The organism is Actinopolymorpha singaporensis, from assembly GCF_900104745.1.
In the GTDB taxonomy this organism is placed as follows: Bacteria; Actinomycetota; Actinomycetes; order Propionibacteriales; family Actinopolymorphaceae; genus Actinopolymorpha; species Actinopolymorpha singaporensis.
In genome coordinates, this window is the sequence record NZ_LT629732.1 from 1792582 (window position 1) to 1816883 (window position 24302).

22 protein-coding genes are annotated in these 24302 nt (G+C 69.7%); 15 read left to right on the top strand and 7 right to left on the bottom strand.

The features are described 5' to 3' along the window. Window positions 1-336: 336 nt before the first annotated feature. From BLU27_RS08160 to BLU27_RS08170, 3 genes are read right to left on the bottom strand one after another with little or no spacing between them, the layout of a single operon-like run. Window positions 337-1050: a class I SAM-dependent methyltransferase gene (locus BLU27_RS08160; RefSeq protein ID WP_092652061.1), complete on the bottom strand. Its 714-nt coding sequence runs from the start codon at window positions 1048-1050 to the stop codon at window positions 337-339. Then, window positions 1043-1498 (bottom strand): nitroreductase/quinone reductase family protein, encoded by a 456-nt coding sequence (locus BLU27_RS08165; protein ID WP_092657376.1) that lies wholly within the window; start codon window positions 1496-1498, stop codon window positions 1043-1045. The genes BLU27_RS08160 and BLU27_RS08165 overlap by 8 nt, the downstream gene beginning before the upstream one ends. A 26-nt stretch (window positions 1499-1524) precedes the next feature. Beyond that, the gene (locus tag BLU27_RS08170) at window positions 1525-2382 is read right to left on the bottom strand and encodes a S1C family serine protease (protein WP_157728334.1); all 858 of its coding nucleotides are present in this window, start codon (window positions 2380-2382) and stop codon (window positions 1525-1527) included. A gap of 346 nt (window positions 2383-2728) precedes the next feature. Here BLU27_RS08170 and BLU27_RS08175 point away from each other — a divergent pair, with 346 nt between their 5' ends. The 8 genes from BLU27_RS08175 (at window position 2729) to BLU27_RS08210 (ending at window position 10483) form a co-directional block, all read left to right on the top strand. Continuing rightward, window positions 2729-3448, top strand: coding sequence for a DUF1918 domain-containing protein (locus BLU27_RS08175; RefSeq protein WP_241827849.1), 720 nt, complete (start codon window positions 2729-2731; stop codon window positions 3446-3448). Between the two features lie 130 nt (window positions 3449-3578). Further along, window positions 3579-3809 carry a hypothetical protein gene (locus BLU27_RS08180; RefSeq protein WP_092652067.1) on the top strand — a complete coding sequence of 77 codons (231 nt, stop codon included), beginning with the start codon at window positions 3579-3581 and terminating at the stop codon, window positions 3807-3809. 170 nt (window positions 3810-3979) lie between these two features. Next, window positions 3980-6121 (top strand): ABC transporter substrate-binding protein, encoded by a 2142-nt coding sequence (locus BLU27_RS08185; protein ID WP_092652069.1) that lies wholly within the window; start codon window positions 3980-3982, stop codon window positions 6119-6121. A gap of 105 nt (window positions 6122-6226) precedes the next feature. Further along, window positions 6227-7651 (top strand): hypothetical protein, encoded by a 1425-nt coding sequence (locus tag BLU27_RS08190; RefSeq protein ID WP_092652071.1) that lies wholly within the window; start codon window positions 6227-6229, stop codon window positions 7649-7651. A gap of 94 nt (window positions 7652-7745) precedes the next feature. After that, window positions 7746-8078, top strand: coding sequence for a plasmid stabilization protein (locus BLU27_RS08195; protein ID WP_092652073.1), 333 nt, complete (start codon window positions 7746-7748; stop codon window positions 8076-8078). 140 nt (window positions 8079-8218) lie between these two features. Beyond that, entirely contained in the window at window positions 8219-8644 is a 426-nt protein-coding gene (locus BLU27_RS08200) for a CBS domain-containing protein (RefSeq protein WP_092652075.1), read from the top strand. A gap of 147 nt (window positions 8645-8791) precedes the next feature. Further along, window positions 8792-9337: a hemerythrin domain-containing protein gene (locus tag BLU27_RS08205; protein ID WP_092652077.1), complete on the top strand. Its 546-nt coding sequence runs from the start codon at window positions 8792-8794 to the stop codon at window positions 9335-9337. Between the two features lie 189 nt (window positions 9338-9526). Next, window positions 9527-10483 (top strand): LLM class F420-dependent oxidoreductase, encoded by a 957-nt coding sequence (locus tag BLU27_RS08210; RefSeq protein ID WP_092652079.1) that lies wholly within the window; start codon window positions 9527-9529, stop codon window positions 10481-10483. Window positions 10484-10488: 5 nt separating this feature from the next. Here the strand turns inward: BLU27_RS08210 and BLU27_RS08215 are convergent, their stop codons facing one another. Together BLU27_RS08215 and BLU27_RS08220 are read right to left on the bottom strand one after the other, a co-directional pair. Further along, a complete protein-coding gene (locus BLU27_RS08215) occupies window positions 10489-10881 on the bottom strand; it encodes a DUF2237 family protein (RefSeq protein WP_092652081.1) in 393 nt (130 codons plus the stop codon). A gap of 75 nt (window positions 10882-10956) precedes the next feature. Then, the gene (locus tag BLU27_RS08220; RefSeq protein WP_092652083.1) at window positions 10957-11550 is read right to left on the bottom strand and encodes a GNAT family N-acetyltransferase; all 594 of its coding nucleotides are present in this window, start codon (window positions 11548-11550) and stop codon (window positions 10957-10959) included. Window positions 11551-11801: 251 nt separating this feature from the next. Here BLU27_RS08220 and BLU27_RS08225 point away from each other — a divergent pair, with 251 nt between their 5' ends. From BLU27_RS08225 to BLU27_RS30295, 3 genes are all read left to right on the top strand, one after another. Continuing rightward, the gene (locus BLU27_RS08225; RefSeq protein ID WP_092652085.1) at window positions 11802-12473 is read left to right on the top strand and encodes a Type 1 glutamine amidotransferase-like domain-containing protein; all 672 of its coding nucleotides are present in this window, start codon (window positions 11802-11804) and stop codon (window positions 12471-12473) included. 283 nt (window positions 12474-12756) lie between these two features. Beyond that, window positions 12757-14025 carry an ISL3 family transposase gene (locus BLU27_RS08230; protein WP_197681739.1) on the top strand — a complete coding sequence of 423 codons (1269 nt, stop codon included), beginning with the start codon at window positions 12757-12759 and terminating at the stop codon, window positions 14023-14025. Between the two features lie 12 nt (window positions 14026-14037). Beyond that, window positions 14038-16005, top strand: a complete 1968-nt coding sequence (locus tag BLU27_RS30295; RefSeq protein WP_092652087.1) for an HNH endonuclease — start codon at window positions 14038-14040, stop codon at window positions 16003-16005. 23 nt (window positions 16006-16028) lie between these two features. Here BLU27_RS30295 and BLU27_RS08240 read toward each other — a convergent pair whose 3' ends face one another. Together BLU27_RS08240 and BLU27_RS08245 are read right to left on the bottom strand one after the other, a co-directional pair. Then, window positions 16029-17249 (bottom strand): RNA polymerase sigma factor, encoded by a 1221-nt coding sequence (locus BLU27_RS08240; protein ID WP_241828000.1) that lies wholly within the window; start codon window positions 17247-17249, stop codon window positions 16029-16031. A gap of 226 nt (window positions 17250-17475) precedes the next feature. Continuing rightward, window positions 17476-17898, bottom strand: a complete 423-nt coding sequence (locus tag BLU27_RS08245; protein WP_092652091.1) for a YciI family protein — start codon at window positions 17896-17898, stop codon at window positions 17476-17478. 215 nt (window positions 17899-18113) lie between these two features. Between BLU27_RS08245 and BLU27_RS08250 the strand changes: the two genes are divergently transcribed. The 4 genes from BLU27_RS08250 to BLU27_RS08265 all read left to right on the top strand — a co-directional run bounded on the left by BLU27_RS08250 (window position 18114) and on the right by BLU27_RS08265 (window position 24259). Then, a complete protein-coding gene (locus BLU27_RS08250; RefSeq protein WP_092652093.1) occupies window positions 18114-18626 on the top strand; it encodes an SRPBCC family protein in 513 nt (170 codons plus the stop codon). A gap of 68 nt (window positions 18627-18694) precedes the next feature. Continuing rightward, a complete protein-coding gene (locus tag BLU27_RS08255; RefSeq protein ID WP_092652095.1) occupies window positions 18695-20488 on the top strand; it encodes an ABC transporter ATP-binding protein in 1794 nt (597 codons plus the stop codon). Continuing rightward, a complete protein-coding gene (locus tag BLU27_RS08260) occupies window positions 20485-22377 on the top strand; it encodes an ABC transporter ATP-binding protein (protein WP_092652097.1) in 1893 nt (630 codons plus the stop codon). The genes BLU27_RS08255 and BLU27_RS08260 overlap by 4 nt, the downstream gene beginning before the upstream one ends. 142 nt (window positions 22378-22519) lie before the next feature. Next, a complete protein-coding gene (locus tag BLU27_RS08265) occupies window positions 22520-24259 on the top strand; it encodes a cellulase family glycosylhydrolase (RefSeq protein WP_092652099.1) in 1740 nt (579 codons plus the stop codon). Window positions 24260-24302 lie beyond the last annotated feature (43 nt).

A 24302-nucleotide genomic window follows, 5' to 3' on the forward strand; every position in this document is an offset into this window, starting at 1 on the left:
ATCCACCGCTTGTCGGGCAGAACCCGACTGCTCCACCCGCCGGCCAGAACCGCGCTGTCGACGCTTTCCACGACAGGCCCAGCTTGTTAGCCGTCGCGAGACCCATGGGTACGAAGAAGACGCCCGGTGCGGCCACGTCGTGCCCCTACAAGGCCACGTTGGACGAGCCGCAGAACGGGCTGACCAAACGGGCTGCAGATATTGGCGGGGGGATTCCAATGAGGCGTTTCGTACGCCGGTTAGGGCTCACGGCCGCGCTGAGCGCGGTCGCTGTCGCAATCGCGGCCGGGGGTGCGCAGGCGGCGACGGTGCACACCCAGTAGTCCTGTCCGGCAACTACCTCGTGCCGCTGAACTGAGCTCCTGCCGCCGAGCTGAACTCGGCCCGCCACCGGCCCGGATCGTCGGCGTCGTTGCGTACGCGCTCGATGCGTACCGGCCGCAGGTCTCCGGTCGCGAACGCGTCGATCTCGGCTCGGCTCAACGGCCACGGCGGACCCTGCTGGTGATCGCTGTCGCCATCCCCGGCGATTTCGATCACCAGCAGCGTCCCGCCCGGGGCCACCAGCGCCCCGATCCGGGCGATGGCGTCCGCACGCGGCGGGTCGGGAAGTGCCTGGACGTTCATGCTCTCCACCACCAGGTCGTACGCACCCACCCACTCCGGCGGCAGGTCCAGCAGGTCGGCGGTGACGTAGCTGACGGGTGAGGTCGGGTGCCGGCGCCGCGCCTCCTCGACGGCCGTCGCGGACACGTCGAACGCCACGGTGTCGTACCCAAGTCGCGCGACGAACTCCGCGTCCCGCCCGAAGCCGCAGCCCACCACCAGTGCACGCCGGCCCTCCCCCGCCAGGCGCCGTCCCTGCGCCCAGTCCACCAGCAGCGGGTGCGGAGTGCCGCGGTCCCAGGGGATCGCGGATCCCTCACCCGGCTCGGAGCGGCCCGCGCTCGCCGCCTCGGCGTACAACCGCTCGAACCAGCCGATCGGGTCGTGCGCGGTCAGCGACTCGGCGGCCAGCCGGCGTATGCGTTCCTCGGGGCGTTCAGGCATCGACGTCGGTGACGGGTTCGAGAACGACAACTGGAATCCTCCGGGTCGTGCGGGTCTGGTAGTTGGCGTATCCCCGGTAGGAGGCGACGATCCGCGGCCACAGAGCCGCGCGCTCCTCCTCTCCGGCGGTCCGGGCCCGCATCGTACGGGTGGTGCCGAACCCGGTCACGCGGACGGTGGGGTGGGCGCGGAGGTTGAGGTACCACGCCGGGTGGCGGTCGTCGCCGCCGAACGACGCCACCAGGACCAGCCGGTCCCCGTCCACGACGGGGACGGTCAGCATGGTGGAGCGCTCCTGGCCGGAGCGGCGCCCCACGGTGATCAGCTCGATGGCCGGCATGCCGAGCGTCCGGCCGAGGACCCGACCCTTCGTGGCGGTGAAGAGCGCCCGGTGCGCGCCGGTGGCCATCCGGAAGAGGCGGTCCTTGACGGCCGTACGGGTCTTCATCGCGGCGCCCTTCTCGGCTGCTCGGGTCACTTCGGCCCGTACTGCACCACCATCGCGCGGACGAGCTTCTCGGCGTCGTTGATCGGGATGGCGAAGCCCACGCCGATGGAGCTGCCGCTGGTTCCCTCGAAGACCGCGGAGGTGATGCCGACGACCGTCGCGGTCTGGTCGACGAGCGGGCCGCCGGAGTTGCCCGGACTGAGGGCGGCGTCGGTCTGGATCGCGCGGTAGGTGACCGGTGGGCCCTGGCCGGCCAGGCCCAGGCTCGGCCCGGCCACCCGCACCAGCCGGTCCAGCGCGCTGACGATGCCGAAACTTGCCGTGCCCTGAAGACCGGACGGCGCGCCCATCGCGATCACCGGATCGCCCACGGCCAGCCGGTCGGAGTTCCCCAGCGGTGCCGGCACGAGGCCGCTGGCGTTGTTGACCCGGATGACGGCGAGGTCGGCCTTCGGGTCCGCGCCGATCAACGTGGCCGGTCGGACGGGGCCGGACGTGGCCGCGGTGCCGGTCTGCACGGTGATCCGGCCGGCGGGGGAGGCGCCGGAGATGACGTGGAAGTTCGTCAGGACCAGCCCGTTGGAGGTGAGGACGATTCCACTGCCGATGCCGCGGCCGCCGAGGGAGGACGTACGTACCTCCACCACGGCCGGGCTGATCCTTTGCACGATCCGCGGCAGCCCTTCCGCCAGGACGACCGGCCGGCCCGTCGGCTCCTGGGAGGGCCGGCTGCCGAGTCGCGAGACGGCTGTCGCGCCCACGGCGCCGCCGACCACGCTGCCGAGTACGGCCGCCAGTACGAGAAGGACGGCGAGGTGTGCGCGGACCCAGGGGAGGAGGGTACGGCGTACGCGGCCCTGATCGGGTCCGGGCGCGGGCTCCAACGGCCGGTCATCCCGTGCTGGTGTACCCGCCCGGCCGGTCGCACCGGGTGGGGTGGTTTCCGCACCCCTCGGCCTGCGTGCCTTCGGAACCCACAGTTCGCGGCGATTGTCCGATCGCTCACTCGGGGGAGCGTCGGCAGGGTGTGCGGAAGGCTTGTTCCGCCACCTCCACACTCTGCCAGTATCCCCGCCTCGTCCGCCGATCTGGCGAGCTGTGCGTGGGCGGTTTCCTACCAGGAGGCCAGAGCCGAAGGGCATCCGTCACGTCACCCGGCTCACCGCGGCGCCGCGCGGGGACCATGGCGGGACCATCGACCCTTGGTGCCCGGACCGGTCGGTGGACAGGGTGCAGTCAGCACCCGAGATGTCTGTGCCGCCGGCGGGAGCCCTCGGCGCGCACCCCGGACCGGAAAGCGAGGCGGCCATGCACGCGATAGTCGGCGACCGGATCATCGTGCAGGCGGAGGTGACCGACCGGCCCAACCGGCTGGGAACGGTGCGCGAGGTGCTGGGTACGAAGGGCGCCGAGCACTATCGCGTCGACTGGGACGACGGACACGAGTCCCTCCTCTACCCGGGCCCGGACACCCGGGTGCTGCCCCGGCAACGAGCCGGGGAGGAACCGACGGCGAGACCAGCGGAAGCGCCCGCGAGACCGGTGCGGCCCGACGATCCGGTCGAGCGGATCATGGGCGCGCCGGTCGCCAACGTCGACGCGCACGACTCGCTGCGCGTCACCGCGGTGTCCCTCGCCGACGCCGCGGTGGGAGCGCTGGTGGTGATGGACCAGGGTTCGCCGTTGGGGATGATCTCCGAGCGCGACGTCGTGCACGCCCTGGCCGCCGACGCCGACCCGGAGGAGGTCCAGGCGCACAACCTGGTCGGCGCCACCACCGTGTGGGCCAGCCCCGCCGACAGCATCAGCCGGGTGGCGGCGCTCATGCGCGACAGCGAGGTACGCCACATCCCGCTGCGCCAGGAGGAAACGGTCGTCGGTGTCGCCTCGATCCGCGACGTGCTGCGCGTCCTGCTGGACTACGCCGGCGAGACCCACCGGTTCGGCTGACCCACCGGGCCTTCTCGGCTCGGCGTGCTCAGGCAGCGCGAGCGGTAGGCAGTGGGGACGCCGAGTTCGCTCCGGCCTGGCAACACCTGCTGGCGCGAGCGGACGAAGCTGTCAAGGCAGGCTTGCGGACGTGGGCGCCGACTGGGGACACGCGTACTACTGCCCGGACCACATTGTGCTGCTGGACTTCGACCCCGCCCGGCCACACGAGCACCGATGCCCCGGCGGGTCGCGTGCGCTGGTGGCGACCTCGCCGTCGAACCCGCCGGCCGAACGGCAGTCGACGTTGCTGCGCCGGTCGCACGGGCCGTGGGTGAGCTACGCGGCGGTGGTGGAGCCGTTCGCCGCCGACCGACGGTAGGCCCGGCTCGGTGGCCGAGCAGCGCGCCGACGGTGACGTGACCACGTACGCCTGCGTCCTCCCCGACTCGTGGTGAACGCCACGGCGGAATCCGGACGTCCGGAACCGGCCCGGCCCAGGCGGGACGGCCCGCGCTCGCCATAACGTGAGCGCGAACTGATTGGGGTCGCATGAGCAGTGAGCAGGCGCAGCACCCGTCCCGGCTCAGCCGCCGGGCCTTCCTCCATGGTTCCGCCGTCGCTGCCGGTGCGGCGATGCTGGCCGCGTGCTCGGGTGGCGGCGCCACCCCGGCCGCGAAGGGCGGACCGGCCACATCCGCCGCCACCGGCAAGGGGTCGAGTACGAAGGCGTTGCCGACGCCGAAGAAGTTCTCCGAGTCACCGCTGCTGGCCAAACAGGTGAAGGCCGGATCCCTGCCCGAGGTGAGCGAGCGGTTGCCGGCGAACCCGTACGTGATTCCGCACAACTGGCTGCGGCGCGGCAAGTACGGCGGCAACCTGCGCCTCATCGTGGACGACACCGCCAGCGGCGTGGTCAAGGAGTTCATGTACGGCCACTCGCCGCTGCGCTGGCTGAACGACGCCCTCGACGTGGGACCTGGACTCGCGGAGAGCTGGGAGACCAACGCCGACCAGACCGAGTGGACCCTGCACCTGCGCAAGGGGCTGCGCTGGTCCGACGGCGAGCCCTGCACGGCCGCCGACATCATGTTCTGGTGGAAGGACATGGTGCTCGACGAGCGCCACCCGGAGGTCGCGCCGGCCGAACTCGTCGCCGCCGACGGCAAGACCGCGGAGCTCTCCGCGCCGGACGACCTCACCATCACCATCAGGTTCAGCACCTCCGCGCCGCTGACCGCCGCGTACATCGCCAACTGGGTGAAGAACGGCAACGGCCCGACGTGGATCGTGCCCAAGCACTACCTGGTGAAGTACCACCCCGCCTACACCGGCGGGCTCGGCGAGAAGTGGGCCGACACCTTCGAGTCCAAGCGGAACTTCGGGATCAACCCCGACTGCCCGACCATGACCGGATGGCGGCTGAAGTCCTACCACGAGGGCCGCATCATGGTGTGGGAACGCAACCCGTACTACTGGTGTGTCACCCCCGACGGCGACCAGCTTCCCTACGTCGACACGCTGACGTTCACCGCGGTGAAGGACCCCCAGGTTTCCAAGCTGCGCGTACAGAACGGCGACGTCGACTACGCGCACGGCACGTTCATGGGCATCTCGCTGGCGGACGTGTCCGGGCTCAAGGCGGTGACGAAGAAGAGCAAGCTGAACGTGCTGTTGTGGGACAGCGGTTCCGGCTGCGGTTCGCTGTTCTTCTTCAACCTGAACTACAAGGATCCGGCCATCCGCAAGGTGCTGAACGAGCCGAAGTTCCGGCAGGCTCTGTCCCACGGTGTCGACCGGGACGAGGTGCAGAAGGCGGTGTTCTTCAACACCGGTTACAAGACGACCGGCACCTACAACCTGAAGGCGTCGGACTGCCTGGCCGATCCCAACGGCAGGAAGACGTTCGAGTCCTGGCGGGACAGCTACGTCACCTACGACGTGGAGAAGGCCAAGAAGCTACTGGACGAGATCGGCGTCGTGGACCGCGACGGCGACGGGATGCGCGAGCTTCCCGACGGCGGACGGTTCAGACTGCGGTTGGACCAGGCGGCCGACGCCAACGAGGACGGCGACAAGATGGGCAACCTTCTGCAGAAGTACTGGAAGGCGCTCGGACTTGACGTCATCCGCAACCCCGTCCCGCCGGCGCAGTGGAGCGTGAAGTGGCAGGCCGGTGAGCTGATGGCCTACACCGCCTGGATGAACCCCGCGATGCCGGTACACGAGTGCCTGGTCAGCCCGGAGCTGATGGTTCCGGTCGGCAACGGGCTGAGCGCCGCCTTCTGGGCGCCGCTGTACGCGAACTACGCCATGATCCGCAACACGCCGGAGGAGGCGAAGGTCGCGAAGGTCGCTCCGTACGAACGCAACCCGCCCAGCATGAAGCCGCCGGCCGACGACCCGGTGACCCGCCTGTGGGAGATCTACGACAAGGCACGGGTGGAGACCAACGCAATGAAGCGGTACCAACAGGTGTGGGAGATGATCAAGATCCACATCTCCGAGGGCCCGTTCTACATGGGCGTGGTCGGCAACTATCCGTGCGTGGAGCTCGCCCACCAGGAGCTCGGAAACGTCCCTGCGCGGGAGAACCTCAAGCTGAACGGCCTGATCGCGCCGTGGCAGCACCCCACGCCCGCGGCGTACGACCCGGAGGCTTTCTACTGGACGAACCCGGCACAGCACTCCTGAGCGACCGCTCGGCGCCCACCGCGCCGCGTGGCAGACTACGACGATGACGCCAGAGCTTCTCCCCGTGGCAGTGCCGTCGCCGGCGACTGTCCCGGCCGGTGCGGCGTGAGCCGCGACATCCGGCCGGCACGCGCGGTCGCTGCGTTCGACTCCGCGTCGGCGATGCTGCGCGCGACCACGCGGGCACTGTGCGGAAAGGACTTCCCTCACCTGGGCCAGGGTGCCGCCCGGGCGCTGCCGGTGCGAATGTCACGTCTGCTGCCGGTCGAGCAACGGCGACGGATGTACGCCTGGAGCGGGGCGGCGGAGGGTGTTCCGGCGGACCGGCTCGGTGACGTCGACCTGGACGCGATCGCGCGCTGGGTGGTGGGGCAGTACTCCCAGTCCCCGGACCGCCGGTATCCCGGTGTCGTGGTCGGCTCGTCCAACGGCGCGGCCGTCCACCTCTACGCCGCGACGGGGATGGCCTGGCTGCCGCAGACCGTCCTGGTGCCCGTGCGCTGGGCCGGCAACGATCCCGACGATCCGCAGGGCGCGATGGAGTTCGGCCGGGAGGTGGCCGGCCCACTGCTGAAACGCAACCCGCACGTCGTCCTGCACCACATGCACGACGGCAACCAGGACCGGCTGATGGTCGCCGGCATGACGTACTTCCGGTTGAAGTGGACGAAACTTCCGCCTGCGTACGTGGAGTTTCTGGCCGGGCACCTGGAGCCGGGTGCTCCGGTGGTCACGTTGGAGGACACCTCCACCTGGCCGACCACGACGGTGGCGGAGCGGCACGTGTTCCAGACCGGTGCGCAAGGCGGGCTTGACGCGGCGGACTACCTGAACGGCTCGCCTCGGGTGACCGCCTTCCTGCACGAGCAGGGCTCCCCGCGCAGCCGCTTCGCCGCACCCGAACCCGACGGCCGGAGTCCTGAGGCGGAGTGGGGATTCGACCCCCTCCTCGGTCAGGACGTGGCCGACTGGGCGGAGCGCCACGGTCGCTCGCACGTGCGCGTCCGGATCCCTTCCCCGCAGGCGCTTTCCGGCCCGGTAGCCAGGTTGTTCCGGCGCCGGATCAGGGAAGCGGGGGGCAGCGGCGACCGGATGCTGGTCGAGTCGTTCGTCATGCTCGACCCGGTCCAGGCCGAGCGTACGGCGTCGGTGCCGTACTGGACGTTCTTCGGCGTCGAGCGCGCGCGTCAGGACGTGCTCCGCCACCTCGCCGCTGCCGCCGCCGCGGGGGACCCGTACGCCGACGTGGAGGTTCTGCTGTTCCCGCACGGCGTCGCCTCGTCCGGGGCGACGCCGCCACGGACGTGGGCCGAGCTCTCCCGGCACGTGACCGGCACCGTCCGCCTGCCCGCCTCGACGGTCGCCCGGTGGCCGGCGCACTTCGACGCGCTCGCCGACTACGGCCCGATGCTGACGGCGCTGCCCACACCTGCCCGTGGCGTATCCCCGTCCCCACTCACCGTGCGGGCGCTGCTCGACGGCCTGTCCGGTGAAGGGGTCGACGTGTCCGGCGTGCCCGACGCGGGCTGACTGGCCAGTTTCGGCCACTGCGGGCGTGTGATCGCGCCGACGCGGGGTACGCCCTCCGCAGGAGCCAACTGGAGTACGGAGATTGGAGTTTCCGATGCCACAGCAGGCTTGGAGTTCCAAACGCGAACGGCAGTACGAGCACGTCAAGGACTCCGCGAAGGACCGCGGCGCGGGTGAGGGCCGGGCCAAGGAGATCGCCGCACGCACGGTGAACAAGAACCGCGCCCAGTCCGGTGAGTCCGACCAGGCCAGCCCCGAATCCGTCAAGGACAAGTCGCCGCAGCAGCGTGGCGGCCAGCGTTCCGGCAACCGGACCGGCCCCAAGGGGCAGACCAAGCAGGAGCTGTACGGCGAGGCGCGGCGGCGCAACATCAAGGGCCGCTCCAGCATGACCAAGTCGGAGCTGGAGCGTGCGCTCAGCAAGTGACCACCGCAGCGGTTGGGTCACGAAGGGCCGGGTAGGACGCCCGCACGATCCGAGTACGGACCCTGCGCACGACCCCGTGCACGCTCCGTGCCCGATCGGACACGTCGGATGCTCTCGAACAGACGACAGGAGGCACATCCATGACGACTGCCCGCGACATCATGACTCCGGGAGTGGACTGCGCACACGTCGACGACACGATCGCCGACGCCGCGCGGAAGATGGCCGAGCTCGACACCGGCGCGCTGCCCATCTGTGGAGCGGACGACCGGTTGAAGGGCATGCTCACCGACCGCGACATCGTGGTGAAGGTGCTCGCCGCGGGCCTCGACCCGAAGGAGACCAGGGTCGAGCAGTTCCAGCAGGGCGACAAGCAGACCGTGACGATCGGCGCCGACGACGACGTGGACGAGCTCCTGGCCACCATGACCGAGCACCAGGTTCGTCGTCTGCCCGTGATCGACGGGCACCGGTTGGTCGGGATCGTCTCCCAGGCCGACGTCGCGCGTTCGCTGCCGAAGCCCGAGGTGGGCGACCTGGTCGCGGCCCTGTCCGTGGACTACTGAGCCCGGCGGCTCCCCTTACGGCTGCGGCGGCTTCCCGGACTCGCCGCAGCGTCGCGACAAGCGACTGACCAGGAACCATGGTGGAATGACGGCGCGGACCAACTCACCGCACCAAGTGACCAGAAATATCGGGGAGAGGAAATACACATGGCGGATGTCGTCGACCTGATCATGGCAGACCATCGCGAGGTCGAGCGGTTGTTCGACGTCCTGCAGAACGAGCCTGACAAGCGAGCATTGACATTGCCCGAGCTGTCGGCCCTGTTCGTGGCGCACTCCCGGGCTGAGGAAGCCGAGGTGTACCCCGTGGCTCGCAGCGAGGCTGCTGAGGCCGACGAGGTTGCGCACAGCCAGGAAGAACACGCCCAGGCAGAGGAACTCCTCGCCCAGCTGAAGGCCACCGACCCCAACGACCCGAGCTTCGAGACCAAGCTGAACGAGTTCGTCGAGGCGGTGCAGCACCACGTGGACGAGGAGGAGAGCCAGGTTCTTCCCGGCCTCCGCGACCGGCTCGACGAGGCGCGCCGGGAGGAGCTCGGCAAGGCGTTCGCGGCAAGCCGGGAGAAGCACATCGGCGAGCAGCCCGGTCAGGAGACCAAGCAGGAACTCCTCGTCCAGGCCCGCAACGCGGGCATCGAGGGCGCCGGGGGCATGTCCAAGGAGGAGCTGACCCAGGCTTTGAAGTCGCAGTAGTCCGATCGGTTTCAGCGTTGCCTGTCGGCCGGTCGTACGACCGGTTACGCGGCCGGTGACACGGACGCGGGTGCCGGATTGGCGCCCGCGTTCGTGTCTGCGTACCTTTTCACGATCTTTCCTGGGCCGGTTTCTCGATCGTTTTATGCATCTTCGAACTTTCGTAACAATCGACGAAGGAGACACCAGATGCGTCTGGGCTATTTCCTGTCCTGTGAGGAGTTCACCCCGGCCGAGTTGGTGGCTCAGGCCAAACTGGCCGAGCGGGCCGGCTTCGAGGCGTTGTGGATCTCCGACCACTACCACCCGTGGAACGACGAGCAGGGGCAGAGCGCGTTCGTCTGGTCGATGATCGGCGCGATCTCCCAGGTGTGCAGTCTGCCGATCACCACCGCCGTCACCTGCCCGACGATCCGTATCCACCCCGCGATCGTCGCCCAGGCGGCGGCGACCAGCCAGGTGCTGCTGGACGGCAGGTTCGCGCTCGGTGTGGGCAGCGGCGAGGCGCTGAACGAGCACATCCTCGGTGACCCGTGGCCGGCCACCAGCACTCGCCTCGACATGCTCGAGGAGGCGATCGAGGTGATGCGGAAGCTGTTCACCGGCAAGGTGGTCAACCACGACGGCCCGCACTACACCGTGGAGCACGCCCGCCTCTACACCTGCCCGGACCAGCCGCCGCCGATCTACGTGTCCGCGTTCGGTCCGGAGGCCGCTCGGCGGGCCGGGCAGGTCGGCGACGGCCTGTGCACCACGATGCCGGACGCGTCGTTGCTGGAGGAGTTCCGTTCCAACGGCGGCGAGGGCAAGCCGACGCAGGTGGGCTTCAAGGTCTGCTACGGCACCGACGCGGGCAAGGCGCGCGCCACCGCGCACCGCCTGTGGGCCAACGAGCAGCTCCCGGGCGAGCTCGCGCAGGTGCTGCCGTACCCAGAGCACTTCATGCAGGCGTCGAGTCTGGTCACCGAGGACATGGTCGGCGAGGCGCTGGTGTGCGGCGACGACCTCGACGAGCACATCTCGGCGGTCAAGGAGTACGCCGACGCCGGCTTCGACGAGGTGTACGTCAACCAGATCGGCCCGGACCAGGAAGCGTTCTTCGGCTTCTACGCCGAGAAGGTCCTGCCGCGGGTGCGTGGCCGCTGATCCGCTCAGGTGAGCGATCGGATGTCGGGGGGTACGTCGACGGCGTACTTGCGGAGCGTCTCCAGCGGAATGAGCTGCGTTGCCTGGGCGTTCGTCGCCTCCAGCACGACCGGCGGGGCCACGCCCGCCTCCAGCGCCTGCAGCCAGCGCGCGGCCACCACGCACCAGCGGTCGCCGGGACGAAGGCCGGGAAAGTGGAACTCCGGCCTCGGCGTGGACAGGTCGTTGCCGAGTTCGCGTTGCTGGGCGAGGAATTCCTGCGTCACCACCGCGCACACCGTGTGGCTTCCGAGATCGTCCGGACCTGTGCTGCACGTGCCGTCCCGGTAGAAGCCGGTCACCGGGTCGGTCCCGCAGGGGGCGAGTTCGCCGCCGAGCACGTTCCGATCGTCGTTCATCCCGCAAGCCTGCCATGTCACCGCCGAAGACGCCGCAACGACTGTCCGTGCGTGGCCTCGTCGTGGCTCTTTCCGTTACGGGGCGGGCTTCTGGGGAAGCGGGCGAGCGAAGAAGAGCGCGATCTCCCGTGGCCCGCTGGGCGGGTCGCCGTAGAGTTCCAGGTCGAGGCCGCAGGGTTCGAAACCCAACGCGCGGTAGGCGCGGATTCCCGGCACGTTCAGGTGCGAGGTCTCCAGCCACAGGCAGTGCCCCTGCTCACGGATCATCGGATCCTCGTCGATGTTCTCCAGCAGCGCACGTGCGACACCCCGGCCGCGGTGGGCGGAGTCGACGTAGAGGTGGTAAAGCTCGACCCGGTGGTTCCACCGGGAGAAGCGGACGGCGGCGAAACCCACCACGGTAGTTGGGCGGGTGCTCTCGGGGTGGTCACCGGTGTCAGCGGCTTCGGCGACCCAGGCCGCGTCCCACCGGCCGTGCTCGGTCTGCTGGTCGAGGTCGAGCGGGAAGACCTTCGTGAGCGGTTCGGCGCTCACCTCGGCGAGCTCGAAGCCGTCGTCTGTACGTGAGACCCGCACGGCCTCGTCGGTGACGAACGAACGGTCGATCGCGGCAACCGCATCCGTGTCGGTGGCCTTGTCGAACGGCCGGACTGTCACCGCAGGGTTCATCGTCGTCCATCCGTCGTCGCCGAGACGCCGAAGCGATCGGCGTGCTGAGTATCGTGCCAGCGTGCGGCCCGAGGCGGCCCGGGTGGGCGCTACTGCCGTGGTGCCGTACGGTGCTGCCTCCGCTCGATCTGAACGGGGCTGAGCGATCGGCCGGTTGGTGGTAGCTTTCCCCCGTTCAGCAAGGCCAGGTTGCGCATTGGTCCCGGTTCCGTACGTCGGACCGCCCCGTCGCACTCGAATCGGGAGGCATCTTGAAGCTCCTTCTCACCTCCGGTGGTGTCACCAACCCAAGCATCCGCGATGCGCTCGTCGACCTGCTGGGCAAACCGATCTCCGATTCGAGCGCCCTGTGCATCCCCACCGCGCAGTACGGCCATCCCTGGGTCGGCCCCGGCGTCAAGGCCTGGGAGTTCATCAGTGGAAACTCCCAGAATCCCATGGTCGACCTGGGCTGGAAGTCCGTCGGCGTGCTGGAGCTCACCGCGCTGCCCAGCATCGACGAAGAACGCTGGGTACCCCTGGTCCGGGAGACGGACGTCCTGCTGGTGGCCGGCGGCGATGTCCTCTACCTGTGCTACTGGATGCGGCAGTCCGGACTGGTGGACCTCCTTCCGTCGCTGAGCGAGACGGTCTGGGTGGGACTCAGTGCTGGGAGCATGGTGATGACCCCCGAGGTCGGAGAGGACTTCATCCAGTGGAGGCCACCGACCGGGGACGACAGCACCCTGGGCATCGTCGACTTCTCGATCTGCCCCCACCTGGCTCCGGACGGCATGCCGGGCAACTCCATGGCCGAGGCGGAACGATGGGCGGCCGGGATCTCCGGTCCGGCGTACGTGATGGACGACCAGACGGCCATCAAGGTGGTCGACGGCACCGTCGAGGTCGTGTCAGAAGGGCAGTGGAAGCACCTTCCTTCCTAGCTCAGCACTTGCGTGGGTCTGTCGGGGCTGGCGCAAGGTGAAGTTGCTACCCGGGATTCTTCGTTGTGGGTAAGGGGTTTCCGGCGCGCGCGGGTCGATCTTGTTCGGTAGAATCGAACGCGTGACCCTCTCCTCGGCTTGGTGTGGGTTGCTGGCCGGGCCGGGAGGGGCGGTTGGTGTGGATGGCTTGGGGTGTGGGGTGCGGGGCGGGGCATGAAAGGACGCGCACGTGGTTGCCCTTAGGTTCTGGGTGTCGAATCCTTAACCGTCTGGAGCAACGCACGTGCGCGTCAGCACAGTATTCAACCGCATCCTGGGTCTGCCCGGGGCATCGGTGTGCTCGGTGGAGTTCACCGGCGACGGCCTGGTTGTGGGTCTTCGGCGCCGGCGGGGTCGCCGCTACCGGTGCCCGTGTGGGTACTCGACCCGGGCCCGCTATGACATCTCCCGCCGCCGCTGGCGCCACCTGGACTTCGGGGCCACCAAGGTGTGGCTGGAAGCCGACATCGCCCGGATCGCCTGCCCCGCATGTGGGATCCGCACCGAGACCGTGCCGTGGGCGCGGCCGAACGCCCGGCACACTCGCGACTTCCAAGACGTGATCGGCTGGCTGGCCCAGCGCATGGACAAAACGAGCGTCGCGCGGCTGCTTCGGTGCTCGTGGGAAGCGGTCGACCGGGCAGTGAGAATGCTGGTGGCCGAGCACCTGCCCACCGACCGGCTGGACGGGCTGTATCGGATCGGGGTGGACGAGATCTCCTACAAACGTGGCCACCACTATCTGACCATCGTCTGCGACCACGACACCGGCCGGGTGGTGTGGGTCACCAAGGACCGCACCCGCAAAGCGTTCACCGACTTCTTCACCGCCCTGGGCCCTGACCGCAGCGAACAGCTCACTGCGATCACCATGGACGGCTCACCGATCTACATGCCCGTCGCCGAAGAGAACGCGCCCCAGGCCGCGGTGTGCCTGGACCCCTTCCACGTCATCAAGTGGGCCAACGAAGCCCTCGACAAAGCCCGCCAAGCCAACCCCGCCATACCGCCCACCCCGGCCACGCCGATCAAGCGGTCCGGGCCGCTCACCGTGGCCGAACAGATCAACGCCCCCGCCAAGGCGTGGCGACGACTGAAGACAGCGCTGCGCTCAGGTGCTGAGAACCTCACCGACGAACGCCGCGCCCTCATCAACGCCCTGCGCCGCCACAACTACCAACTCTTCCGGTCGTGGACCCTCAAAGAACAACTACGAGACCTCTACCGCATCCCACCCGAACAGGCCCGCCGATACCTCAAAAGGTGGATCATCCGCGCGTTCCGATCCACGATCCCCGCGATGCACCAACTGGCCACCCGCCTGACCAAGTACTTCGAACAAACCGTCGCAGCCGTCGAACTCGGCCTGTCCAACTCCCGAGCAGAAGGCATCAACAGCAAGATCCGAGTCATCCAACGCCGCGGCTACGGACACCCAGGACCCGACTCCCTCACCGCCATGATCTACCTCTGTCTCGGCGGGATCACCCTCAACCTCCCCACACAAACCTGAGGAGAGGGACGCGTGAGCGATGGCGGTGAGTGCTTCGACGGCCACCTGGGCGGGCAGCCCGGTGGCCGTCGGGTGCTGCCCGCGGGGTTTGCTGATCTGCCGGCGGGTCCTGGGTTGGCGGCGGCGGTGGCGGGGGTCGACGTGGCTGGGTGTAGCGGGTTCGAGCTGGAGGAGCTGATCAAGGCACGGCGGCGGCTGATCTGCTGGCTGGAGGCTGAGTGCCTGGCCGCGGTGAACGAGTTGGCCTACGCCGAACCCGGCAGGGTTGACGGCCCGGCCGGACGCAGGGTCACCCCGGATCCGATGACCCCGGAGGTCCTCGAACCGCTGCTGGGGTGGACCGGGTACCGCGCGCACCAGTACGTGGCCCTGGCCGCCACGCTGCCCCGGCTGCCGCGGGTACGTGAGGCGTTGGCCAGCGGGCAGCTGGAGCTCAACGATGTGCGGGTGATCGTGGACCGGATCACCGACGCCGAACCCGATGTGTGGGGTGCCATCGAGGACGCGATCTTCCCCAAAGTCCTGGAACTGCGGGGCGGGTTGTTGCGGGCGAAGGTCGAAGCCGAGGTCGTCAAGGCAGACCCCGACGCCGCCGCCAAACGTCACCGCGCCGCCAGGTCCGGGCGCAACGTGGCGATCTGGCCCGCCGTCGACGGCGTCGCCGACCTCGCCATCCGCGGCCTGTCCGCAGACCAGGCCGCCGAAGCGTACGGCCACATCGACGCCATCGCCCGCGCAGTCAAAGCAACCGGCGACACCCGCACCCTCAGCCAACTCCGCGCCGACGTCGCCGCCGCCCTACTCACCGGCACCGCCGACATCGCCGACTGCTCGGTCCCAGCGCTCGCTGAACAAACGCACGGCGAAACCGAGCAGGACGAGGCTGGGCAGGACGAGGTTGGGCAGGATGATGCGGAGCAGAAGCGGCCTGAGCAGGACGAGGCTGGGCGGGACGAGACGCGGCGGGACGAGAAGCCGCGGGAGACTGAGCAGTGCACCGCGGAAGGCGACGCCTGGCAGGAGCGCGGCGAGCAGGGGTGCTGTGCGGTACACCGGTACCCCGACCACGACCTGCACAGCGCCGGATGTGACTGCGGCGACTGCGCTCCCGCCGGAACCGCAAACACCACCGCCCACTACACCCCCTGCCACTGCTCCACCACGCACGACGCTGAAGCCCACGACGCCGCCGCGCGCGCCGCGGCCGCAGAGAATGCAACCGCTCGCACCATGGGGTCCAACACCTCCGGTCCCAACTCCGTTCTCCCCACCGCGGGTCAGATTCCGCGGCAGAACCGCAGACCCGATGAGCCGGCCGACCCGCCGGGTCTGCCTGATCCGCCTGATCCACCGACAGGCAACCCGACACCACCAACACCACCCTGGTGCTCCTCACAACCGAGCTGGGGTGCCATACGAACGCGCGCGAAGATCCAGCTGAACATCCCGCTCACCACCCTGATGGGGCTGTCCGCCCAGCCGGGTGAGCTCGGCGGGTTCGGACCCGTCATCACCGAGGTGGCCGCCAGGATCGTCGCCAACCACCTCGACAACCCCGAGGCGAGATTCAGTGTCGGGGTCACCCACCCGGTCACCGGACGCTTGTTGCATCTGCATCCGCTACCCACCCGATTCCTGCGCGGGCTGCAGGCAGAGCTCGTGCATGCCCGCGACCAGCGCTGCGCATGGACCACCTGCAGGAGACCGGCGGCGACCTGCCATCTGGACCACAACACCGAACACGCCCACGGCGGATCGACGTCTGTAGAGAACATCGCACCGCTGTGCCCGCGCCACCACAAGGCCAAAACCGACCGCGACTGGAAACTCCACCAGAGCGGACCCGGCGAACACACCCTCACCGACCCCCACGGCCGGCGCTACCGCAGCGGAACACCATCCCTCACCGACCCGGCCGTCGATGACCCAGTGGTCAGCGCCACAACGGGAACGGCCGACAACGACCTACCGCCGTTCTGAGGAAGCCAACCCCAGAACCCGGCTCAGTCGGTGGTGCAGTCGGCGGCGCGGCGCAGGAGCAGAGCGCGTTCGCGCTCGTTGCGGGTGAGCGAGGCGGCGCGCTCGAACTCCGCCCGCGCCTCGTCCCGCCGGTCCAGCTTCACCAACAGGTCGCCGCGCACAGACGGCAACAGGTGGTACTCCGCCAGCGTGCCCTCGGCGACCAGCGCATCCACCAGGGCGAGTCCCTCCGCCGGGCCCCGGGCCATTCCCACCGCGACCGCGCGGTTGAGCTCGACCACCGGCGAGGGGACCATCGCGGCGAGTACGCCGTACAACCCGACGATCCGCGTCCAGTCGGTCTCCTCCGGCGTACGGGCGCGAGCGTGGCAGGCGGCGATCGCGGCCTGGACGACGTACGGCCCGGCGGGCTGCCCCAGCGAGTCGGCCCGCTCCAGTGCGGCCAGTCCCCGGCGGATGAGCAGCTGGTCCCAGCGCCCGCGGTCCTGGTCGAGCAACAGCACCGGCTGCCCGGACGCGTCGACCCGCGCGTTCGCCCGCGATGCCTGGATCTCCATCAGTGCGACCAGGCCGTGCACCTCGGCCTCACCCGGTGCGAGCTCAGCCAGGATCCGCCCCAGCCGCAACGCCTCGTCGCACAGGGCCGGCCGCAGCCAGTCGTCACCGGCGGTCGCGGCGTACCCCTCGTTGAAGATCAGATAGATCACCTCGAGCACCGACGACAGTCGGGCCGCGCGGTCGGAACCCTCGGGGATCTCGAACGGCACACCGGACTGAGCGAGCGTGCGTTTCGCGCGCACGATCCGCTGGGCGATCGTGGCTTCGGGTACGAGGAAGGCGCGGGCGATCTCGTCCGTACGCAGGCCACCGATCACCCGCAACGTCATCGCCAGCCGGGCATCGGTGGACAGCACCGGATGGCAGGCGACGAAGATCAACCGGAGCAGGTCGTCCTCGATGTGGTCGTCCAGGGCAGCGGCCACCTCGTCGGCGTGGTCGCCCTGCTCGACGTCGAGGTCGCGGGCGATCTCGGCGTACTTCTGGTCGCGCCGCTCCTCCCGCCTCAGCCGGTCGATCCCGCGCCGCTTGGCGATGGTCATCAGCCACGCCGCCGGTTTCGGGGGAACCCCCTCGGTCGGCCACTGCTCCAGGGCGGCGACCAGCGCCTCCTGCGCGAGTTCCTCGGCCAGGCCGACGTCGCGCACGATCCGGGCCATCCCGGCGATCAGTTTGGCCGACTCCATCCGCCAGACCGTCTCGATCGCCCGGTGGGCGTCCCGGTGGGCGTTCGGACGACTGGTCGGATGGCCGGCGAGCTGGGATTCTGCCCTCACGGGCCCCATCAGACCACGCCCGCCGGCCGACGCCGGGACGGGCGCGGGTGACGCGAGCGGCGCGACCGAGCGTTATCGGCGAATCGCGCGCCGGTAGACCACCCCGGCGGACCGGCGCACCGGCCGCCGGCCCGAACTACCGCTGCGAGGTCTGTGCGCGCAGGCGCGCGTCACGCTCCCGGGCCTCCGGGGTGAACGCCTCGCCGAAGTCCTCCGGCTCGAACACCGGGCGGATCTCGATCTCGGAATCGGTGAGCATCGGGTTGGGGCACCGCTTCACCCACTCGACCGCCTCGTCCATCGAACGAACCTGCCACAGCCAGTAGCCGGCGACGAGTTCCTTCGTCTCCGCGAACGGCCCGTCGATCACCGAGCGTTCCTTGCCGGAGAAGCGCACCCGGACGCCCTTGGAGCTCGGGTGCAGGCCGTCGCCGGCGAGCATGACCCCGGCCTTGACGAGCTCCTCGTTGTACTTCCCCATCTCGTCGATCAACTGCTCCTCCGGCATCACGCCGGCCTCGGAGTCGTCGGTCGCCTTGACCAGAACCATCACGCGCATGTCGATCTCCTGTGTGCCTCGTCTGTGGTTGGGCCTCGACCCACCTTCCAACCACACTTCGAACGGCCGGGCACCGGTTCGACACGGTGTCCGAACTATTTTCTCCGGACTTCCCGTCGGACTCCTCCGTCGGACGCGCCTTCGAGGAGGTGGTACTTGTTTAAGCCCGACCTTATAGTCGAGGCTTCGACTTGTGCGACGAACAGGAGTGGTCCATGGCCGACACACGTGCCGACCTCGGCCGGGTGGTCCCCGAAGACGGCGAAGGAGCGGGCGTAGGCCTGGAGTTCCGCCGTACCTACCCGGACCCGGTCGAGGAGGTGTGGGCCGCCGTCACCGAGTCCGAGCGGTCGGCCCGCTGGATCGGCACCTGGACCGGACGTCCAGGCATCGCGTCGACCGTGGAGTTCACCATGACCGGCGAGGACGGCGCGGGGCCGGAGCCGGTGACCATCCTGGAATGCGACCCGCCGCACCGGCTGGTGGTCGACTGGTCCGTTCCGGGGGAGCCTCGTTGGCGGGTGGAGGTCACGCTCACTCCGGATGACCCAGAGGGCACCGGCACCAGCCTGCTCTTCGTTCATCGGCTGCCGACGGCCGCCGGCGTGACGGACGTGGCCGCGGGTTGGCACTACTACCTCGACCGGCTGGCCGCCGCGCTGGCCGGCCGCCCGGGACCGGAGTGGGACGACGTCGTGGCGGAGCTCACCAAGCTGTACGCACGGTAGCGGTCCCTCCGCCTCCCGGCGTAAACCAATTGCCGCGCGGCGGTCCGCCTCGTAGCGTCGAGGCGATCATGTCTACTTCCCCCTCCCCCCGTCGTGTCGTCCTGCGCCTGCTGTGGCCTGGGCGGCGAGCCGCGCTTGCCCTGGTGGCGGTGATCCTGGTCGCCACCGTGCTGCCGCTGCTGGCTCCACAACTCACCCGCAGGTTCGTCGACGAGGCGATCGCCGGCGCCGGCACCGGACAGCTCACGTTCCTGGCGGTCGGATACCTCGGGCTCGCGGTGTTCGGTCAGCTGGCCCGGATGCTGACCGCCTGGCTGGCCAGCCGGCTCGCCTGGGACGGCACCAACCGGCTGCGCGAACGCCTCGCCGAGCATGCCCTCGGCCTGGACATGGCCTACCACGGCAAGCGCACGCCGGGGGAGATGATCGAACGGGTCGACGGTGACGTGGTCGCGCTGGCCGACTTCGTGGTGGCGTTCCTGCTCGATGTCGTGGCCAGCCTGCTGCTCCTGGTCGGCGTGCTCATCGTCGTACTCAACGTCGACCTGCGCATCGGCGCCGTGCTGCTCGCGTACTGCGTCCTCATCGGCTGGTTCATGGTGCGTGCCCAGCGGGTCGCAGTGCCCGCGATGACACGCGTACGCGAGAAGTTCGCGGCGTTGTTCGGGGCCGTGGAGGAGCGGCTGGCCGCGGCGGAGGACATCCGGGCCAACGGCGCGGGCGAACACGTGGTCAGGCGGTTCCACCGCACCAGCGCCGACGTCTACCGCGCGGAGCTGCGCGCCGAACGCATCGGCGGCGGGCTGTTCGCCGTCACCAACCTCGCGTTCGCTGCCGGCACGGCGCTCGTGTTGGGGCTCGCCGCCTGGGTGCAGCAGTCGGGAACGCTGACGGTGGGTACGGCCGTGCTGTTGTTCCAGTACACCCAGATGGTGCGGTCGCCGTTCGAGCGGATCATCGACCAGCTGCAGCAGTACCAGAAGGCCCTCGCCGGAGTGGCCCGGATCGGCGGCCTGCTCGCCGAGGAACGCACGCTGCCCGAACCCGCCCACCCCACGCCGCTACCCGCGACCGGCCCCATGCGGCTGGAGCTTTCCGGTGTGCACTTCGCCTACGCCGACGACGACGAGCCGGTGCTCACCGATGTCAACCTCGAGTTGGCACCGGGGGAGACGCTCGGCCTGGTGGGGCGTACCGGCAGCGGGAAGACCACGATCGCCCGGATGGTGTTGCGGTTGTACGACCCGACCCGGGGGAGTGTCCGGCTCGGCGGGGTCGACCTGCGCGACACCGACCTCGCCTCGGTCCACCGCCGGATCTGCGTGGTGACCCAGGACGTCCAGCTGTTCGCGGCGAGTGTGCGCGACAACCTGATGATGTTCCGGCGTGACGCCGACGACGACCTGCTGCGGGAGGTGGTCGCCGAGGTCGGCCTGGGCGACTGGCTGGCGTCCCTGCCCGACGGGCTGGACACCGTGCTCGGGGCTCAGGGCGGTGGCGTGTCCGCCGGCGAGGCGCAGTTGCTGGCGTTCGCCCGGGCGTTCCTGTCCGACCCGGGCCTGGTCGTCCTCGACGAGGCCTCCAGCCGGCTGGACCCGGCCACCGAACACCACATCGAGGGCGCGATCGACCGGCTGCTGGCCGACCGTACCGCCGTGCTGATCGCGCACCGGCTGTCCTCCCTGGCCAGGGTGGACAAGATCGCCGTCGTCGAGGACGGCCGGGTGGTGGAGTACGGCCGGCGCGAGGTGCTGGCCGCCGACCCGGACAGCAGGTTCGCGCACCTGCTGGCCGCGGCGGGGCTGCGTCAGCCCCGGCCGGAGCGGCCGGAGCCCGAAGTGATGAGTGGAGTACGCCGATGAGCGCCCCGACCGAGACCACCACCGCGCAGCGCGGGAGCCGGCCGCCGGTGAGCTGGCGGTCCGGCGTACTCCTCGTCATGCGCCGGCTGGTGGGGTTCGACCTGCGCCGGTACGTCGTCGGCGGCCTGCTGTGGTCGCTGTTCTTCGTCGTACCCCTGCTCACCGGCCTGATCCTGAAGGGGTTGTTCGACCAGATCAGCGGTCACAGCGCCGCCGGCCTGGACACCGCGCTGTGGCTGTGCGCGGCGTTCGTCGCGGCGGAGGCCGCTCGCGGTGGGGTGTTCTGGTTCGCGGTGAACATCTGGCCGTACTGGTGGATCGGTGCGGGCACCATGCTGCGTTCCAACGCACTGCGGTCCATCCTCACCGCCCGCGGCCCGGCGGCGAGCCGGTTGCCGCACTCCTCCGGTGAGGCCGTGTCCCGCTTCCGGGACGATGTCGAGGACCTCGTGATCGCCACCGACAACGGCGTCGACCTGATCGGCGCCGTGCTGTTCGGCATCGGCGCGTTCGCCATCATGACCTCGATCGACCCGGTGATCACGGTCGTCCTGGTACTGCCGCTCACGGTCGTGGTGGTCCTCATCCGCGTGCTCAGCGAGGTGATCCGACGCATCCACGCCCGTGCCCGCGAGCTGGGCGCGGCGGTGACGGCGTTCGTGGGCGAGACGTTCGCGGGCGTGCTGGCCATCAAGACCGCCGGTGCGGAGAACGCCGTCCTCGACCGGCTGCGGGCACACAACCGCCGCCGCCGGCAGGCCGCTGTCAAGGACCGGTTGGCGATGGACATGCTGGACACCGTCACCGGCGCGACCGTCGAGGTGAGCATCGGTCTGGTGCTGCTGCTGGCGGCACCGGCGATGCGGCGCGGCGACTTCACCGTCGGCGACCTGGCGTTGTTCACCAGCTACGTCGGCTGGCTGACGATGCTGCCGCGCATCCTCGGCCGGATGCTCTACCGCATCCCCCAGGGCGCGGTCGCCACCGAGCGGCTCACCCGGCTGATGGCCGACCACGAGACCGCCGACGACCTGGCGCGGCACAGTCAGGTGTGGTTCGACGAGGAGCCGCCGCCGGTGCTCACCGAGGCGCCGGACCGAGCCGGGGCCGCCGACCGGCTGCGCACGCTGGAAGTGCGCGACCTGACCGTACGCCACCACGACGGCGGCCGGGGGGTCACCGGCGTCGACCTGCGGGTCGAACGCGGATCCTTCACCGTCGTCACCGGTGCCGTCGGGGCGGGCAAGACGACGCTGGTCCGCGCGTTGCTCGGCCTGCTGCCGGCCACCTCCGGCACGGTGCGCTGGAACGACGAACAGGTGGACGACCCGGGTACGTTCCTGGTGCCCGGCCGGGTCGCCTACGCCGGACAGGTGCCGCGGCTGTTCTCGGACTCGCTGCGGGAGAACCTCCTGCTGGGCTGGCCCGCAGACGGTGACACCCTCGCGAACGCCATGCGGCTGGCCGCGCTGGAGCGCGACCTCGCCGAGATGCCCGAGGGCCTGGAGACGGTGGTCGGGCCGCGCGGCGTACGGCTGTCGGGTGGCCAGGTGCAGCGGGCGACGGCGGCCCGGGCTCTCGTCCGCAATCCCGACCTGCTGGTGGTCGACGACCTGTCGTCCGCGCTGGACGTGGAGACCGAGCACCTGCTGTGGGACCGGATCGCCGACGCCGCCAAGGAAGGGCGCGGCCCGGAGACGGTGCTGGTGGTGTCCCACCGGCGGGCGGCGCTGCAGCGAGCCGACCAGGTGGTGGTGCTCGACCGCGGCCGGGTCGTCGGGAGCGGGCCGCTGCCGGACCTGTTGGCAACCTGCCCGGAGATGCGCCGGCTGTGGGCGGAGGAGCTGGTGGTGGAGGCCGAGGAGGACCCGGACCCCGCGACCGTGTGAGTGGTGGTGGGCCCCGGACCCGTGTGGCAGGGCCGGATCCGGCCGTCCTGGAACGTCGTCATCCCTGGAACGGCCGGGTACGCGTAACTACGCTCCGGGGCGGTTCGTGCCCGGGAACGGTCCACCAGAAAGGTCGTGCCGCATGCTCGGACGCAGCAGGCAGGCCCTCGTCGCGGTGTTCACGATCGCGCTGGCCCTCGCGTTGTCGTCCGCCGGCGGACCGGCCCTCGCCCAGGGACGTGCCATGCCAGCAAAGGACCTGCCCGCGAACGCCGTGCGTTCCGGCGACCTGCAGGCCTACGTCGACGCCATGCAGCCGGGCTGGAACCTCGGCAACACCTTCGACTCCACCGGCCCGGACGAGACGTCGTGGGGAAATCCCCGGGTGACTAGAGAGTTCCTGCAGAAGCTCAGGGCGCAGGGCTACCGCAGCATCCGGATCCCGGTGACGTGGTTCCAGCACATGGGTCCTGCGCCGGACTACACGATCGACCCGGCCTACCTGGACCGGGTGGAGCAGGTAGTCGACTGGGCGTTGCAGACCGGCTTCTACGTCATGGTCAACATGCACCACGACTCCGGCACCTGGGTCATCGAGATGCCGACCAAGCACGACGAGGTGATGGCGAGGTTCCGGGCCGGGTGGACGCAGATCGCCGACCGGCTGCGGGACAAGCCCGAGCGGCTGATGCTGGAAAGCATCAACGAGCCGCGGTTCTCCGGCGACTGGAACGCCGACAGCCCGGAGTACTTCCAGTGGCTGGACGAGTTGAACACGGCGTTCCACCAGATCGTCCGTGACTCCGGAGGGCGCAACTCCAGCCGCCCGCTGGTGCTGCCCACGCTCACCTGCTCGCCGTCACAGGCCCGTCTGGACGAGCTGAAGAAGACCATCGACAAGCTGCACGACAACCGGATCATCGCCACCGTTCACTATTACGGGTACTACCCGTTCAGCGTGAACATCGCCGGTGGCACCCGGTTCGACGACGCGGCGAGGCAGGACCTGACCGACGCCTTCGACCGGGTGCACGACACGCTGGTCGCGGCCGGAATCCCGGTGGTGGTGGGCGAGTACGGCCTGCTGGGGTTCGACAAGTTCACCGGGACGATCGAGCAGGGCGAGAAGCTGAAGTTCTTCGAGTACCTCGGCTACTACGCCCGCAGGCAGCACCTCACCACGATGCTGTGGGACAACGGCCAGCACTTCGACCGGGTCGCCTACCAGTGGCGGGACACCGACCTCTACGACGTGATGCGGACGAGCTGGGTCGGCCGGTCCTCCACCGCGAGCAGCGATCTGGTGTTCGTGGACAAGGACGCCGAGCCCGCCGACCAGACGGTCACCCTGAACCTCAACGGCAACCAGCTGGTCCGCATCGAGTACGCCGACCGGGTCCTGCGCGCCGGGCGCGACTACGTGCTGAACGGCGACCAGTTGACCTTCCGTGCGGGGCTGCTGGCGTCCCTAACCGCAGGCGGCGACTACGGAACCAACGCCGTGCTGACCGCGAGGTTCTCCGCCGGCTCGACCTGGAAGTTCGAGGTCGTCGTGGCGGACCGGCCCCTGCTGGCCGCGGCGACCGGGGCGTCGGACGCGTTCGCCGTGCCCACCGCATTCCACGGCGACCGGCTGGCCACGATGGAGGCCGTCTACCCCGACGGAAGTAATGCCGGACCGGCGGACTGGACGTCGTACAAGGAGTTCGGGGCGTCCTTCCTCCCCTCCTACGACACCGGCGAGATAAGGCTGCTGCCCGCGTTCTTCGCCGAACTGCACGACGGCACGGTGAACCTGCGGTTCCACTTCTGGAGTGGCGAGGTCGTCGACTACACGCTGACGAAGGCGGGTACGAGCATCACCGGAGCGCCCGCGGAGTGAGTGCACTCGCCGTGTCCGCGTTCAGCGGATTCGGACACCCGTG